This is a genomic window from Pseudomonas sp. JV449 (assembly GCF_032424295.1).
GTDB lineage: Bacteria > Pseudomonadota > Gammaproteobacteria > Pseudomonadales > Pseudomonadaceae > Aquipseudomonas > Aquipseudomonas marginalis.
Genome location: NZ_VYKD01000028.1, coordinates 257,425 through 271,664 on the forward strand (window position 1 = coordinate 257,425; position 14,240 = coordinate 271,664).

The window sequence follows — 14,240 nt, forward strand, 5'->3', positions numbered from 1 at the left end:
TCCTCGCCAAGCCGATAGCCCTACGAAGCTCCAAAACAGCCGCGTCGATAATAAACGCTTCGTAAGGACGACCCCCATGCCCCCACTGCGTTCCATCCAAGCCCGCTATACCCTGTTCCTGGTGCTGTTCGTCCTGGTGTTGTTCGTGTTGACGGTCGTCGGCATCGGCCAACTGGTCGCGCCCACGCTGCGCCATACCGAGGAACAGGTGGTGCTCAACCGCATCAGTGAGGTGGCCGAGCAGATCCAGGGCGAACTCAACAAGGTTCAGTCCCAGCAACGCACCATCACCCAGACCATTCCCCTGCTCGACAGCGATGCCATCGACAAGGTCCTGCCGGGCCTGGTCGACCAATATGGTGAGCTGAAGGTCTTCGGCGGCGGTATCTGGCCGCTGCCCAACCAGCGCACGCCGGGTCGCAACAAGCACAGCACCTTCTGGCACCGCGATGCCTCGGGCAAGCTGGCAGTGAACACCTTCTGGAACAGCGACCCCGCCCCCAACTATTACGACCAGAGCTGGTACAAGGGCGGTCTCGCATCGCCACGCGGCCAATGTGCCTGGGCCGCGGCCTACAAGGACGACGCCAGCCAGGAGCCGCGCACCAACTGCGCCATGGCGATCCAGCGTGACGGCGCGGCGTACGGCGTGGCCACCATCGACGTGACCCTGGGCTTCTTCAACGAACTGGTAGCCAGCAAGGAAAAGGACATCGGCGGGCAAATGCTGATCGTCGAAGGCGATGGCAAGATCATCAGCAACAGCACGCGCCTGAGCAGCCCGGTGGTATTGAAGAACATCAGTGAATTGACCGGCACCTCGGCCTTTGCCGCCCAGGTCAGCAAGGCCCTGGCCCATCGCGACCAAGCCTTGCAGCGCAACGAGTTCGACAACCAGGGCGTGGCCAGCACCTTCTACATGCGCCCCATCGAAGGCACGCCGTGGTTCCTCGCCACCGCCCTGCCCACCTCGCTGATCACCGCCCAGCGCGATGACGTACTCGGCAGCCTGGCCCTGTTGCAGATCCCCATGGTGTTGCTGCTGGTGCTGCTGGCGGTGTATGCGATCCGCCAATTGGTGCAGCGCATGAAAATCCTGAAGACCAACATCGACGCACTGTCCGCCGGCGATGCCGACCTGACGCGGCGCATCACCATCCGCGCCGAAGACGAACTGGGCGCCATCGGCCATTCGGTGAACCGCTTTATCGTCTACCTGCAAGACATGATCGGCGAAGTGACCCAGGCCACTGGCGCCATGTCATCGGGCCTTGAGCAATTGCAGCACACCTCGGCCCACACCAACAGCATCCTGGTGCGCCACGCCTCGGAGACCGACCAGACCGTCACCGCCATCACCGAGATGAGTTCCACCGCCGACACAGTGGCGCAAAACGCCGCGCAAACCGCTTCGTTCACCCAGCGCGCCAACGAACACGCCGACCGCTCCCGCGTGGTGGTGGGTGAAGCGTCCACCAGCGTCAGTGCGCTGATCGGCGAGGTCGCCAGTGCCACCCACACCGTCGAGAACATGCGCCAGGACGCCGCGCGCATCACCGAAACCCTCGGCGTGATCGGCGCGATTGCCGGCCAGACCAACCTGCTGGCCCTCAACGCCGCGATTGAAGCCGCGCGGGCCGGCGAGCAGGGTCGTGGTTTTGCGGTGGTGGCCGACGAAGTCCGCGCCCTGGCGGCGCGTACCCAGGCCAGCACTTCGCAGATCAATGAAATGCTCGCACGCCTGACCACCGGTGTCAGTTCGTCGGTGGCGGCCATGGAGAACACCCAGGCCAGTTGCCAGTCGGCGGCGGATGCCACGGCACGGGTGAACACCGGCCTCGACGAGATGGCCGGTTCGGTCAGCCATATCAATGACCTCAGCACCCAGATCGCCACCGCTGCCGAACAGCAAAGCGCGGTGACCGAGGAGATCAACCGCAGCATGGTGCATATCCGACATATGGTCGAAGAGCTGGTGCAGAGCGGCCATGCCACGCAAACCAATACACAAAGCCTGCTGGACGCCAATGGCCGGGTGATTGCGTTGATGGGCCGGTTCAAGGTGCGCTGATAAATGGCTGAAACACTCCCGTGCAATGTGCGGGAGTGGGACTATTCTGACAGTTCACAGCCACACAGGAGGTGTGCCATGCGCGCTGTCGAGCAGTCGGTCCGCTTGGATCGGATCAGTCAGGAACGTTTTATCCAGGCCCCTATCGATGCCGTCTACGACTATGTGACCCAACCGGATCGCTGGCACGAATGGCACCCCACCTCCCTCGGTGCCGACACCGGCACCAGCGGCCCCCTCCCCGCCGGCGCACGTTTTACCGAAATGATCGACTTGCTGGGCGTGCGCGTGCCCATGAGCTACCGCGTGCAGATCGCCCGGCGTCCCGACGAGTTCAAGACGGTGTTCACCTCACTGGCCGTCGACGGCTCGATTCATTACTTTTTGCAGCCCTTTCGCGACGGCACCCTGTTCAAGCGCGTGCTGACCTATGAAACCGAATTGCAGTTGGCCAGCCTCCATGAACGCATGATCGCGCTGTCGGCGATTGCACTGGACCGGCTCAAGCAGCGGATGGAAAACTCGCTCTCCGTATAATTTTGAAACATTAACCCGACGTCCCACGGATAAAAGCAGGGAGAATGCCCGGCTTACTGCCCGGTATTGGACGAGACCTCCATGAAAATCCCATTGCGATTGGCCCTGCTTTCAGTGTTGTTCACCACCACCCTGGCCCAGGCCGCCGACCTGATCCCCATCGATGTGCACCGCGACGCCAATTGTGGCTGCTGCAAAAAGTGGATCAGCCACCTGGAAAGCAACGGCTTCAAGGTCAAAGACCATGTCGAAGCCGACATGAGTGCAGTCAAGCAACGGCTGGGCGTGGCCCCGCGCCTGGGCTCGTGCCATACCGCCGTGATCGACGGCAAGTTCGTCGAAGGCCATGTGCCCGCCGAGCAGGTACTGGCCTTGCGCAAGCGCGACGACCTGCTGGGTATTGCCGCACCGGGCATGCCCATGGGTTCGCCCGGCATGGAAATGGACGGCCATGCCGAGGCCTATCAAGTCATCGGCCTGACCCGCGATGGCCAGGATGTGGTGTTGGCGGACTACCCGGCGCACTGATCGGTGCCGATGGGTTACCTGGGGCTGTTTCTTGCCGCATTCGGCGCGGCGACGTTACTGCCCCTGCAATCGGAAGCGGTGCTGGTCGGCCTCTTGATCAGCGGGCACTACAGCCTGTGGCTGCTGCTGGGTATCGCCACCCTGGGCAACGTCCTCGGCTCGCTGGTCAATTGGTGGCTGGGGCGCTGGGTGGAGCACTTCAAGCAGCGTCGCTGGTTTCCGGTCAGCGACAAGCAGCTGGAAAAGGCCCGCCATCATTACCAGCGCTGGGGGCACTGGACGCTGCTGCTCAGTTGGCTGCCGGTCATTGGCGACCCGCTGACGTTGGTGGCCGGGGTGATGCGTGAACCGTTGTGGCGGTTCCTGCTGCTGGTGACCCTGGCCAAGGGCCTGCGATACGCGGTGCTCGCCGCCGTGACCCTGCAATGGGTGTTAATCCCCCGTTAATCCCGCGCAAACAGCATCCGAGCATTCTGTCCGGAGCCCCGCCCATGCCTCTATCCCGCGTTTTTTGCATCGCCGGCCTGCTGACGGCCGGCGCCGCCCCGGCGTTCGCCGCCAGCTATGGCCCTGAGCTGCAAGGTTTCCAATACCCCTATCCCCTCGAACATTTCCAATTCCAATCCCAAGGCAAAGCCCTGCAAATGGGCTACATGGACGTGCCGGCCAAGGGCCAGCCGAACGGGCGCAATGTGGTGCTGATGCACGGCAAGAACTTTTGCGGCGCAACCTGGGAAGGCACGATCAAGGCCCTGAGCGACGCCGGTTATCGGGTGATTGCACCGGACCAGATCGGTTTCTGCAGTGCCAGCAAGCCCGACCACTACCAGTACAGCTTCCAGCAATTGGCCCTCAACACCCATCAATTGCTGGAAAAACTCGGCATTCAAAAGGCCACGCTCATAGGCCATTCCACCGGCGGCATGCTCGCCACCCGTTACGCGTTGATGTACCCCGAGCAGACCGAGCAGCTCGGGCTGGTGAATCCCATCGGCCTGGAAGACTGGAAAGCCCTGGGCGTGCCCACGCTCAGCGTCGACCAATGGTATGCGCGAGAACAGAAAGTCAGCGCCGAGGGGATTCGCAAGTACCAGCTCAATACCTATTACGTCGGACGCTGGAAGCCGGAGTACGAGCGCTGGGTAGACATGTATGCGGGCCTGAGCAATGGCCCCGGCCACGCGCTGGTCGCATGGAACTCGGCGTTGATTTACGACATGATCTTCACCCAGCCGGTGTACTACGAGTTCAAGCATCTGCAGATGCCCACCCTGTTGCTCATCGGCACCGCCGACACCACCGCCATCGGCAAAGACGTTGCGCCGCCGGCGGTCAAGGCCAGGATCGGCAACTACGCGGTACTGGGCAAGCAAGTGGCCAAACTGATTCCCCATGCCACACTGGTGGAGTTCCCGGGCCTGGGCCATGCACCGCAGATGGAAGAACCGGCGAAGTTTCACCAGGCGCTGTTGCAGGGCTTGAGCGCCCTTTAATCCAACTTTTCGAGGCACGCGTGCATGTCGGTACAGATCGCAGTCATTGATGATTGGCAAAATGTGGCCAATGGCGTGGTGGATTGGTCGGTGCTGGAGGCGGTTGGGCAGGTGCACTTCCTGCACGATTACCCGGCAGATACCGCCACGATGATCGAGCGTTTGAAGGCGTTCGAGGTCATTTGCGTCATGCGCGAACGCTCGACCTTCGACCAAGCGCTGTTACAGGGTTTGCCCAACCTCAAGTTGCTGGTGACCGGCGGCATGCGCAATGCCGCCCTCGACATTGCCGCCGCCAAGGCCATGGGCATCCAGGTGTGCGGCACCGACAGCTACAAGCAGGCGGCGCCGGAGCTGACCTGGGCACTGATCATGGCGTCTACGCGCAATCTGCTGACCGAAGCCAACTCACTGCGCGCGGGTGGCTGGCAGGTGGGACTGGGTGGCGACCTGCATGGCAAGACCCTGGGAATTCTCGGGTTGGGCAGTATTGGCCAGAAGGTCGCGCAGTTTGCCCAGGTATTCGGCATGCGGGTGATTGCCTGGAGTGAAAACCTCACGCCGGAGCGCGCCGCGCAGGCCGGGGCGACCTGGGTCAGCAAGCGCGAGCTGTTTGAGCAGGCCGACATTCTCACGATTCATTTGGTACTCAGCGACCGCAGCCGTGGCCTGGTCGATGCCGAAGCATTGAGTTGGATGAAGCCGACGGCCCGGTTGGTGAATACCGCGCGCGGGCCGATTGTGGATGAGCAGGCGCTGGTGCAGGCATTGACCACTGGTCGCCTGGCGGGCGCGGCACTCGATGTATTCGCCGAGGAGCCGCTGCCGGTCGATCACCCGTTTCGCCACTTGCCCAACGTACTCGCCACGCCCCATGTGGGCTACGTGAGTGAGCAGAACTACCGGCAGTTCTATGAGCAGATGATTGAAGATATCCAGGCCTGGACCACGGGCGCGCCCATTCGGGTGCTGGGCTGACGCACCAATCAGGTGCGGTCCGCACTAAGGGTGTGAGCGTAATTTTTGTGGTGAGCAGGCTTGCCCTGCGCTGGGGCGCGAAGCGGCCCTGAACCGGCGCAAGCCTGCTCACCACAACCTATCGCCTTCCTCAATTGCATATGGTTACAAGTTTTTTGTCCTACAAAATTCCCGCACAAACCCTACAGGCTCTGGAATCTGTCCTAGACTGATGACCGATGGGTCCCTTCCAAAACAAAAACCCCGCAAAAAATCTAAACTTTCGAACTCTGCCGTAGGTCCAGTTTTAAGGTAGGGCGAGTGCACGCGGTTCACACCCGATGCCCGTCCATCCAATCTATTTAAGCCGACCGTGCAACTGGCATAAGCCTTGCCAGTTTGTATAGCGCTTGTGCGCCTGGCCGCAGGATGCGGTCTTCGGAGCTAGTGGCAGCGGGCCATTAGCCAACCAACATTGGGAGAGAACTATGATCAGTGCCGCTGTAGATACTCAGGGAGAGCGTTTTAGTAAGGCGGCAGAGGGGCCAACGTCACTGGCCGACCTGCCCAACACTGTGCGGCCGATCGTGAGTAATAATCCCAATCGAAAGAAGGTATTGTTCGTCACCTCCGAGTTCGCCGACCTGGTGAAAACCGGTGGCCTGGGCGACGTGTCCGCGGCCCTGCCCCGCGCCATGGCCCACTTGCATGATGTGCGCGTCCTGATCCCCGGTTACCCGCAGGTGATGGAAAGCGACAACCCGATCCATATCATCGGTGAGCTGGGTGGCCACGCCGCACTGCCGCCGTGCAAGATCGGGCGCATGGACCTCAAGGACGGCCTGGTCATCTATGTGCTGATCTGCCCCGAACTCTACGAGCGCGAAGGCACGCCGTACGGCGCCAACAATGGTCGCGACTGGCCGGACAACCATATTCGCTTCGCCCGCCTGGGCCTGGCCGCTGCCGACATGGCCGCCAACCTCGCCCAGATCCACTGGTGCCCGGACCTGGTGCACGCCCACGACTGGCCCGCCGGCCTGGCCCCCGCCTATATGCACTGGCGTGGGTCACGCACACCGACCTTGTTCACCATCCATAACCTCGCCTATCAAGGCGTGGTCAGCCTGGCCTCGACGCCGGAGCTAGGCATTCCGCCCCACGCCTTGCAGCAGGAAGGCATGGAGTTCTACGGCAAGATGTCGTTCCTCAAGGCGGGCATGGCGTATTCCAGCCACATCACCACCGTGAGTGCCACCTACGCCCAGGAAATCACCACGCCGGAATTCGGCTGCGGCCTCGACGGTTTCCTCGCCGCCAAGACCCAGCAGGGCCTGCTCAGTGGCATCCCCAACGGCATCGACGAAAGTTGGGAAACCTCCACCGACACGCACCTGACCCACAACTTCAATATCGGTGACTGGGAAGGCAAGGCCATCAACGCCGACCACGTGCGCGAACTGTTCGGCCTGCATGACTCCACCGGCCCGCTGTTCGCGGTGGTCTCGCGCCTGGTCTACCAGAAAGGCCTCGACCTCACCGAAGCGGTGGCGAGCTTTATCGTCGAGAACGGCGGCCAGATCGCCATTATCGGGCGAGGCGAGCCGGAAGAGGAACAGGCCATGCGTGAACTGGCGCTGCGCCTCCCGGGCCAGGTCGGTGTGCGCATCGGCTTCAACGAGACCGACGCGCGGCGCATGTTCGCCGGCAGTGACTTCCTGCTGATGCCATCGCGCTACGAGCCCTGCGGCCTCAGCCAGATGTATGCCCAGCGCTTCGGCTCGCTGCCCGTGGCTCGCAACACCGGCGGGCTGGCGGACACCATCGAGAATGGCGTCACCGGCTTCCTGTTCAATGAATCCACCGTAGAAAGCTACGAAGAAGCCCTGAGCCGTGCGTTCCGGGTCTTCGCCAATAAAGGCCTGCTCAACGCCATGCGCAGCCGCGCCATGACCCAACCCTTCAACTGGTGCCAGGCGGTGGAACCCTACGCCGAGCTGTATGAACAACTGGTGGCCAAGGCCTTGGGGAAATCGACTAAATAATCAAGGGAGGTCTTCATAGATGCCGTTACGGACTTTGGAAACCTGGCCCCACGGCGCAATCATGCTGGACGCGCAACACACGCGTTTTGCCTTGTGGGCGCCAGACGCGTTTTATGTCAGCGTTGAATTGGAAAACGGTAAATCCATCGCCATGCTGCCCCAGGCAGATGGCTGGTTCGAGACTGAAGTGAAGTGCCCGGTGGGCACCCGCTACCGCTATAACATCGATGGGGAAATGGATGTTCCCGACCCCGCGTCCAGGGCCCAGGCCTCGGACGTGCATGGCTGGAGCCTGGTGGTCGACCCGCTCGCCTACACCTGGCGTCACGCCAACTGGCAAGGCCGCCCCTGGCACGAAGCCGTGATCTACGAATTGCACGTCGGCGCGATGGGGGGCTACGCCGAAGTCGAAAAGCACCTGCCACGCCTGGCCGAGCTGGGCGTCACCGCGATTGAATTGATGCCGCTGGCGCAATTTCCCGGTGAGCGCAATTGGGGGTATGACGGCGTACTGCCCTACGCACCGCACTCCTCCTACGGCTCGCCCGAGCAACTCAAGCACCTGGTCGACAGCGCCCACGAACACGGCCTCGCCGTGATCCTTGACGTGGTCTACAACCACTTCGGCCCCGACGGCAATTACCTGGGTCAATACGCCAAAGGCTTCTTCCAGGAAGACGTGCACACCCCATGGGGTGCCGGGATCGACTTTGAGCGCCGTGAAGTGCGGGATTTCTTCCTCGATAACGCGCTGATGTGGCTGCTCGAATACCGCTTCGACGGCCTGCGCCTGGACGCAGTGCACGCCATCGACAACCCCGGCTTCCTCCAGGAACTCGCGCAACGGGTACGCCAGCAGGTGGATACCGGTCGGCATGTGTGGCTGGTGCTGGAAAACGAGCTGAACCAGGCCAGCCTGCTCAAGGAGGATTTCGACGCGCAATGGAATGATGACTTCCATAACGTGCTGCACGTGTTGCTGACCGGCGAAACCGATGCCTATTACAGCGACTTTGCCCAAGACCCCACCACCAAACTCGCCCGTTGCCTGGGCGAAGGGTTTATCTACCAGGGCCACACCACTCGCCATGGCCACGAGCGCGGCGAACCGAGCGCTGACTTACCGCCCACGGCCTTCGTCGCGTTCCTGCAGAACCATGACCAGATCGGCAACCGCGCCCTGGGCGAACGCCTGCACCAGCTCTGCTCGCCCCAGGCGCTCAAGGCTGCAACCGCCCTGCTGCTGTTGTCGCCTATGATTCCGCTGATGTTCATGGGGGATGAGGCGAACGCGAGCGAGCCGTTCCTGTTTTTTACCGACCACCACGGTGAACTGGCTGAAGCGGTACGCGAAGGCCGGCGCAATGAATTTGCCGACTTCGCCGCGTTCCATGACCCCGAGCGCCGTGAACGCATCCCGGATCCGAACGCGCTGTCGACATTCGCGCAATCGGCCCCGGTGATCGCCGATAACCCGCACGCTGAGCTCTACCGCCAACTGCTGGGCCTGCGCCATCGCCATATTGTGCCGCACCTGCCTGGCGCCGTGGCATTGGGCGCGCAGGTGCTGGCCTACGCCGCCGTCAGTGCGCGCTGGCGCCTGGGCAACGGCAGCCTGTTGCAGATCGACCTGAACCTGAGCGCCACGCCGCTGGATCACCCGGCCACCGCACCGGTCCTGTTTGAAACGCCGGCCCTGCAAGGTGCGCAACTGCCGCCCTTCAGCGCCCGCGTCACCTTATCCCCTGTTGGAGAGCACCCTTGAGCGAAGCGAACCTGGAAATCCTCGCCAGCCGCGCGGGCCTGGCCGTCGATTGGATCGACGCAAACGGCCGCCCGCAACGAGTGACACCCGACGCCCTGCGCGCGGTTCTCAAAGGCCTGGGCCACCCGGCCGACAGCGATGCCGACATCAACGCCAGCCTGCTTGAATTGGAGCGGGTGCAACAAGACAAGCACCTGCCGCCCCTGATGACCGTCGACAGCGGTGAAGGCCTCGACCTGGCGCGCTACTTCGAACCCGACACCCTGTGCCGGGTCAACCTCGAAGACGGCGAAAGCCTGGAACTGCGCCTCGACGGCAATGCCGTGCTGCCCGGGGTTATCGCCTTGGGCTACCACCAGGTGCAGATCGACAACCAGAGCTTTACCCTGGCGGTAGCGCCCACCCATTGCTACAGCGTGGCCGAAGCGGTAGACAACCGCCCCGCCCGCGCCTGGGGCCTGAGCGCCCAGCTGTATTCACTGCGCCGCTTGGGCGATGGCGGTTTCGGCGACACCCTGGCCCTGGAACACCTGGTCCGTTCCGCCGCCGAACGCGGCGCCGATGCCCTGGCGATCAGCCCGATGCACGCGATGTTCAGCGCCGATACCGAGCGCTACAGCCCGTACTCGCCGTCCAGCCGCCTGTTCCTCAACAGCCTGTATGCCTCGCCCGCCTGCATTCTCGGTGAACGTGAGGTGCGCAACGCGATTGAAGCCCTTGGCCTGGAAGAAGAGCTGCACGCGCTGGAACAGCACAGCCTGATCGACTGGCCGGCCGCTGCGCGGGCCAAACAACGGCTGTTGCGCGTTCTGTATGAAGACTTCCGCCACGGCCATCACCCGCAGCACGCCGACTTCCTGAGCTTTCGCCAGGCTGGTGGCGAGGCGCTGGAAAACCATTGTCGCTTCGAAGCCGTGCAGGCAGTGCGCGCCGCTGCAGGCGAGGACCTTGACTGGCGCCACTGGCCTGAAGAGTGGCGCTCGCCGCAAAGCCCGGCGCTGGTGGCGTTCGCAGAAGAGCACCACGTCGAGATCGGCTTCTACGCCTTTGGCCAATGGCTGATCGCCCGTTGCCTGGAGCGCGCCCAACAAGCCGCCAAAGGCAGCGGCATGGGCGTCGGCTTGATCGCTGACCTGGCCGTCGGTGCCGACGGCGGTGGCAGCCAGGCCTGGAGCCGCCAGGATGAGTTGCTGGCCGACCTGACCGTGGGCGCGCCACCCGACATCCTTAACCGCGCCGGCCAGGGCTGGGGCATTTCCGCGTTCTCGCCCGAAGGTCTCAAGCGCAACGGTTTCCGCGCGTTTATCGAGATGCTGCGGGCCAACTTCGCCCATGCCGGCGGCTTGCGCATCGACCATGTGATGGGCCTGCAACGCCTGTGGGTGATCCCCATGGACGCCTCGCCGCGTGAGGGCGCTTACCTGTATTACCCGGTGGACGACCTGTTGCGCCTGCTGGCGCTGGAATCCCACCGCCACCAGGCCATCGTGCTCGGCGAAGACCTCGGCACAGTGCCCGATGGGCTGCGCGAAAAACTCATCGCCCGCTCGATCCTCGGCATGCGCGTGCTGTTGTTCGAACAGGGCCACGATGGCCAGTTCAAGCCGATCCTCGACTGGCCGGACAACGCCCTGGCCACCACCAGCACCCACGACTTACCGACCCTCAACGGTTGGTGGCACAGCCGCGATATCGACTGGAACGTCCAGCTGGGCCTGATCGATGCGCCCACCGTGGAGCAATGGAGCGAGCACCGCCTGCGTGAACGCCAGGCGCTGCGCCAGGCCTTGAGCCAGGACCCGCAGAACTTCGTCGATGAGATCCGCAATGAAACCGACCACATGATCGACGCCAGCGTGCGCTACCTCGGCCACACCCGTGCGCCGCTGGTGCTGTTGCCGCTGGAAGACGCCCTGGGCCTGGAAGAACAGGCCAACCTGCCCGGCACCACCGACACCCACCCCAATTGGCGCCGCCGTTTGCCGGGCGAGGCCTCCAGCCTGCTCGACAACGCCGGTGCCGCGCGCCGCCTTGAACTGCTGGCCGTCGCGCGTAACCAAGCCTATGAGCGTGACCGATGAAAGCCCTGCCCCTGCGCGCGACCCAGCGCCTGCAATTCCACAAAGGTTTTACCCTGGATGACGCGGTCCCCCTGGTACCGTATTTCGCCCAATTGGGCATCAGCCATCTATATGCCTCGCCCTTGCTGAGTGCGCGTGCCGGTTCCATGCACGGCTACGATGTGGTCGACCCCACCAGCGTTAACCCCGAGCTGGGCGGCGAACCGGCCCTGCGTCGCCTGGTCGCGGCCCTGCGCGAGCACGATATGGGGCTGATCCTCGATATCGTCTCCAACCATATGGCCGTGGGCGGCGCCGACAACCCCTGGTGGCTGGACCTGTTGGAATGGGGCCGGCTGAGCCCCTACAGCGAATTCTTCGATATCCAGTGGCACTCCCCCGACCCGCTGCTCAAGGGCCAATTGCTCATGCCCTTCCTCGGCAGCGACTACGGCGAAGCCTTGCAGAGCGGCACGCTGACGCTGCATTTCGATGCGGCCCACGGCGCGTTTCATGTCGAGCATTACGAACATCGCTTCCCGATCTGCCCACGGGATTACGCGGCGATCCTCGGCGCCGACGAGCTGCTTAAACCCCTGGCCGACCGTTTCAGCGCCCTGGCGTATCAGGATGACGCCTACGCCGAAGCCGCCTGGCTCAAGCAGGCATTGGCCGAGCGTGCCACCGAAGTCCTCGAGCTTATCGAACGCCGACTGACCGAGTTCGACGGACGCACGCCGGAGGGCTTCAAGCGTCTGCACCACTTGCTCGAGCAACAGGCCTACCGCCTGGCCAGCTGGCGCACGGCGGCGGACGATATCAACTGGCGGCGCTTCTTCGACGTCAACGAACTGGGCGGGCTGCGCGTGGAGCGCACGGCGGTGTTCGAAGCCACCCATGGCAAGATCTTCGAACTGATCAGCCAAGGCCTGGTGGATGGCCTGCGCATCGACCACATCGACGGCCTGGCCGACCCGCGCGGTTACTGCCGCAAGCTGCGTCGTCGGGTGGATTCGCTGTCGCCCGAGCGGCACTTGCCGATCTTCGTCGAAAAAATCCTCGGCGAGGGGGAAACCCTTCGCGAAGACTGGCAAGTGGACGGCACCACCGGCTACGAATTCATGAACCAGTTGTCGTTGCTGCAACACCATCCCGAGGGCTTTGCGCCGCTGGCCGAGGTGTGGACACGCCACAGCGAACGGCCCTCGGCGTTTATCGAAGAGGCACGGCTGGCCCGCCAGCAAATCCTCAACGGCTCCCTGGGCGGCGACTTTGAAAGCGTGGCCCAGGCCCTGTTGCAGGTGGCCCGCGACGACGTCATGACCCGCGACCTGACCCTCGGCGCGATCCGTCGCGCATTGCAGGAACTGATCGTGCACTTCCCGGTGTACCGCACCTATATCAGTGCCCGTGGTCGCAGCGCAGATGACGACAAGGTGTTCCAGCAGGCCCTGGACGGCGCCCGCACGACCCTTGGCGAGGGCGACTGGCCGGTGCTCGAGCATCTGGAAAATTGGCTCGGCGGCCAGCCCTGGCGCAATCGTCCGGTGGGCCGCGAGCGCAAGATGCTCAAGCATGCCTGTGTGCGCTTCCAGCAACTGACCTCGCCGGCAGCGGCCAAGGCCGTGGAAGACACCGCGTTCTACCGCTCGGCCGTGCTGCTGTCGCGCAACGATGTGGGCTTCAGTACCGAGCAGTTCAGCGCGCCGTTGGCCGAGTTTCATGCCATCAACCAACAGCGCTTGCAGGCCTTCCCCGACAACCTGCTGGCCACCGCCACCCATGACCACAAGCGCGGCGAAGACACCCGGGCGCGCCTGGCCGTGCTCAGCGAGTGCGCGCCGTGGTACGTCGAGCAAGTGGAGCATTGGCGCACCCTGGCGGCGCCGTTGCGCGACGACGCGGCCACACCGTCGGCCGGTGATGAACTGATCCTGTACCAGGTGTTGCTGGGCAGTTGGCCGCTGGACCAGGCCGAGGACTTCGAGGGCTATCACCAGCGCCTGTGGCAGTGGCAACAAAAAGCCCTGCGCGAAGCCAAGTTGCAGAGCAGCTGGAGCGCGCCCAATGAGGCCTATGAACAGGGTGTCGAGGCTTTTCTCACCCGCCTGCTGCTCACGGAGGAGGGTCGGCCCCTGCGCAGTGCGATCAATAACGCAGCCCAGGCCATCGCCCCCGCCGGCGCACTGAATGGACTGGCGCAAAGCTTGCTTCGCCTTACCGTGCCGGGTGTGCCGGACCTGTACCAGGGTGATGAGTTCTGGGACTTCAGCCTGGTGGATCCGGACAACCGTCGCCCGGTGGATTTCACCGCGCGGCAACAGGCACTCAATACCCCGCCGGACATCGGCGAACTGTTGTTCAACTGGCGTGATGGGCGTATCAAGCAAACCTTGATTGCCCACGTACTGGCCTTGCGCAAGGCCCATCCGCAGGTGTTCCGCAGCGGCCGCTATACAGCGTTGGAAGTGGTCGGCCAACACGCCGAGCGGGTGGTCGCATTCTGCCGCGAACACCAAGGCAAACGCGTGCTGGTGGTGGTGCCACGCTGGTCCCATGAGCTGCTTGAAAACGGTGTGCGTCCCCAGATCAATGCGCGGGTTTGGGGCGATACACGGGTGAAATTACCGTTCGCCGCACCAACGCAAAACTGGAAGGGACTTTTTCATACAGGCGCAGTCACACCAGACAAGGAGCTGTTGATCAGCACTGCCCTGGGGGATTTCCCGGTCAATGTCTTTATCAATCCTGATGATCAAGAAAGCTGAAAATTTTCTGTGAGGA

General features: G+C 63.2%; 10 protein-coding genes. All 10 read left to right on the forward strand.

The genetic code is table 11. The annotated features are described in order from the left end of the window. Positions 1-76: 76 nt before the first annotated feature. The 10 genes from F6S08_RS25220 to F6S08_RS25265 all read left to right on the forward strand — a co-directional run bounded on the left by F6S08_RS25220 (position 77) and on the right by F6S08_RS25265 (position 14,224). Positions 77-2,071 carry a methyl-accepting chemotaxis protein gene (locus tag F6S08_RS25220; protein WP_315872483.1) on the forward strand — a complete coding sequence of 665 codons (1,995 nt, stop codon included), beginning with the start codon at positions 77-79 and terminating at the stop codon, positions 2,069-2,071. Positions 2,072-2,149: 78 nt separating this feature from the next. Continuing rightward, a complete protein-coding gene (locus F6S08_RS25225; RefSeq protein ID WP_065948308.1) occupies positions 2,150-2,608 on the forward strand; it encodes an SRPBCC family protein in 459 nt (152 codons plus the stop codon). A gap of 81 nt (positions 2,609-2,689) precedes the next feature. Then, positions 2,690-3,136 carry a DUF411 domain-containing protein gene (locus tag F6S08_RS25230; RefSeq protein ID WP_065927328.1) on the forward strand — a complete coding sequence of 149 codons (447 nt, stop codon included), beginning with the start codon at positions 2,690-2,692 and terminating at the stop codon, positions 3,134-3,136. Between the two features lie 9 nt (positions 3,137-3,145). Continuing rightward, a complete protein-coding gene (locus F6S08_RS25235) occupies positions 3,146-3,583 on the forward strand; it encodes a YqaA family protein (protein WP_027606736.1) in 438 nt (145 codons plus the stop codon). 44 nt (positions 3,584-3,627) lie between these two features. Continuing rightward, a complete protein-coding gene (locus tag F6S08_RS25240; RefSeq protein WP_065948307.1) occupies positions 3,628-4,629 on the forward strand; it encodes an alpha/beta fold hydrolase in 1,002 nt (333 codons plus the stop codon). A 24-nt stretch (positions 4,630-4,653) separates the two neighbouring features. Continuing rightward, a complete protein-coding gene (locus F6S08_RS25245; RefSeq protein ID WP_315872484.1) occupies positions 4,654-5,607 on the forward strand; it encodes a D-2-hydroxyacid dehydrogenase family protein in 954 nt (317 codons plus the stop codon). A 467-nt stretch (positions 5,608-6,074) separates the two neighbouring features. After that, a complete protein-coding gene (gene glgA / locus F6S08_RS25250; protein WP_315872485.1) occupies positions 6,075-7,631 on the forward strand; it encodes a glycogen synthase GlgA in 1,557 nt (518 codons plus the stop codon). Between the two features lie 19 nt (positions 7,632-7,650). Continuing rightward, positions 7,651-9,396: a malto-oligosyltrehalose trehalohydrolase gene (gene treZ, locus F6S08_RS25255; RefSeq protein ID WP_315872486.1), complete on the forward strand. Its 1,746-nt coding sequence runs from the start codon at positions 7,651-7,653 to the stop codon at positions 9,394-9,396. Beyond that, on the forward strand, positions 9,393-11,477 hold the full coding sequence (malQ, locus tag F6S08_RS25260) for a 4-alpha-glucanotransferase (RefSeq protein WP_137212251.1): 2,085 nt from the start codon (positions 9,393-9,395) through the stop codon (positions 11,475-11,477). The genes treZ and malQ overlap by 4 nt, the downstream gene beginning before the upstream one ends. Beyond that, complete coding sequence (locus F6S08_RS25265) at positions 11,474-14,224, forward strand: malto-oligosyltrehalose synthase (protein WP_315872487.1); 2,751 nt, start codon at positions 11,474-11,476, stop codon at positions 14,222-14,224. Before malQ ends, F6S08_RS25265 begins: the two co-directional genes overlap by 4 nt. The last annotated feature ends 16 nt before the right edge of the window (positions 14,225-14,240 follow it).

Coding starts and splice junctions, on each gene's coding strand:
- F6S08_RS25220 (WP_315872483.1), top strand. CDS start 77: ATGCCCCCACTGCGTTCCATCCAAGCCCGCTATACCCTGTTCCTGGTG.
- F6S08_RS25225 (WP_065948308.1), top strand. CDS start 2,150: ATGCGCGCTGTCGAGCAGTCGGTCCGCTTGGATCGGATCAGTCAGGAA.
- F6S08_RS25230 (WP_065927328.1), top strand. CDS start 2,690: ATGAAAATCCCATTGCGATTGGCCCTGCTTTCAGTGTTGTTCACCACC.
- F6S08_RS25235 (WP_027606736.1), top strand. CDS start 3,146: ATGGGTTACCTGGGGCTGTTTCTTGCCGCATTCGGCGCGGCGACGTTA.
- F6S08_RS25240 (WP_065948307.1), top strand. CDS start 3,628: ATGCCTCTATCCCGCGTTTTTTGCATCGCCGGCCTGCTGACGGCCGGC.
- F6S08_RS25245 (WP_315872484.1), top strand. CDS start 4,654: ATGTCGGTACAGATCGCAGTCATTGATGATTGGCAAAATGTGGCCAAT.
- glgA (WP_315872485.1), top strand. CDS start 6,075: ATGATCAGTGCCGCTGTAGATACTCAGGGAGAGCGTTTTAGTAAGGCG.
- treZ (WP_315872486.1), top strand. CDS start 7,651: ATGCCGTTACGGACTTTGGAAACCTGGCCCCACGGCGCAATCATGCTG.
- F6S08_RS25265 (WP_315872487.1), top strand. CDS start 11,474: ATGAAAGCCCTGCCCCTGCGCGCGACCCAGCGCCTGCAATTCCACAAA.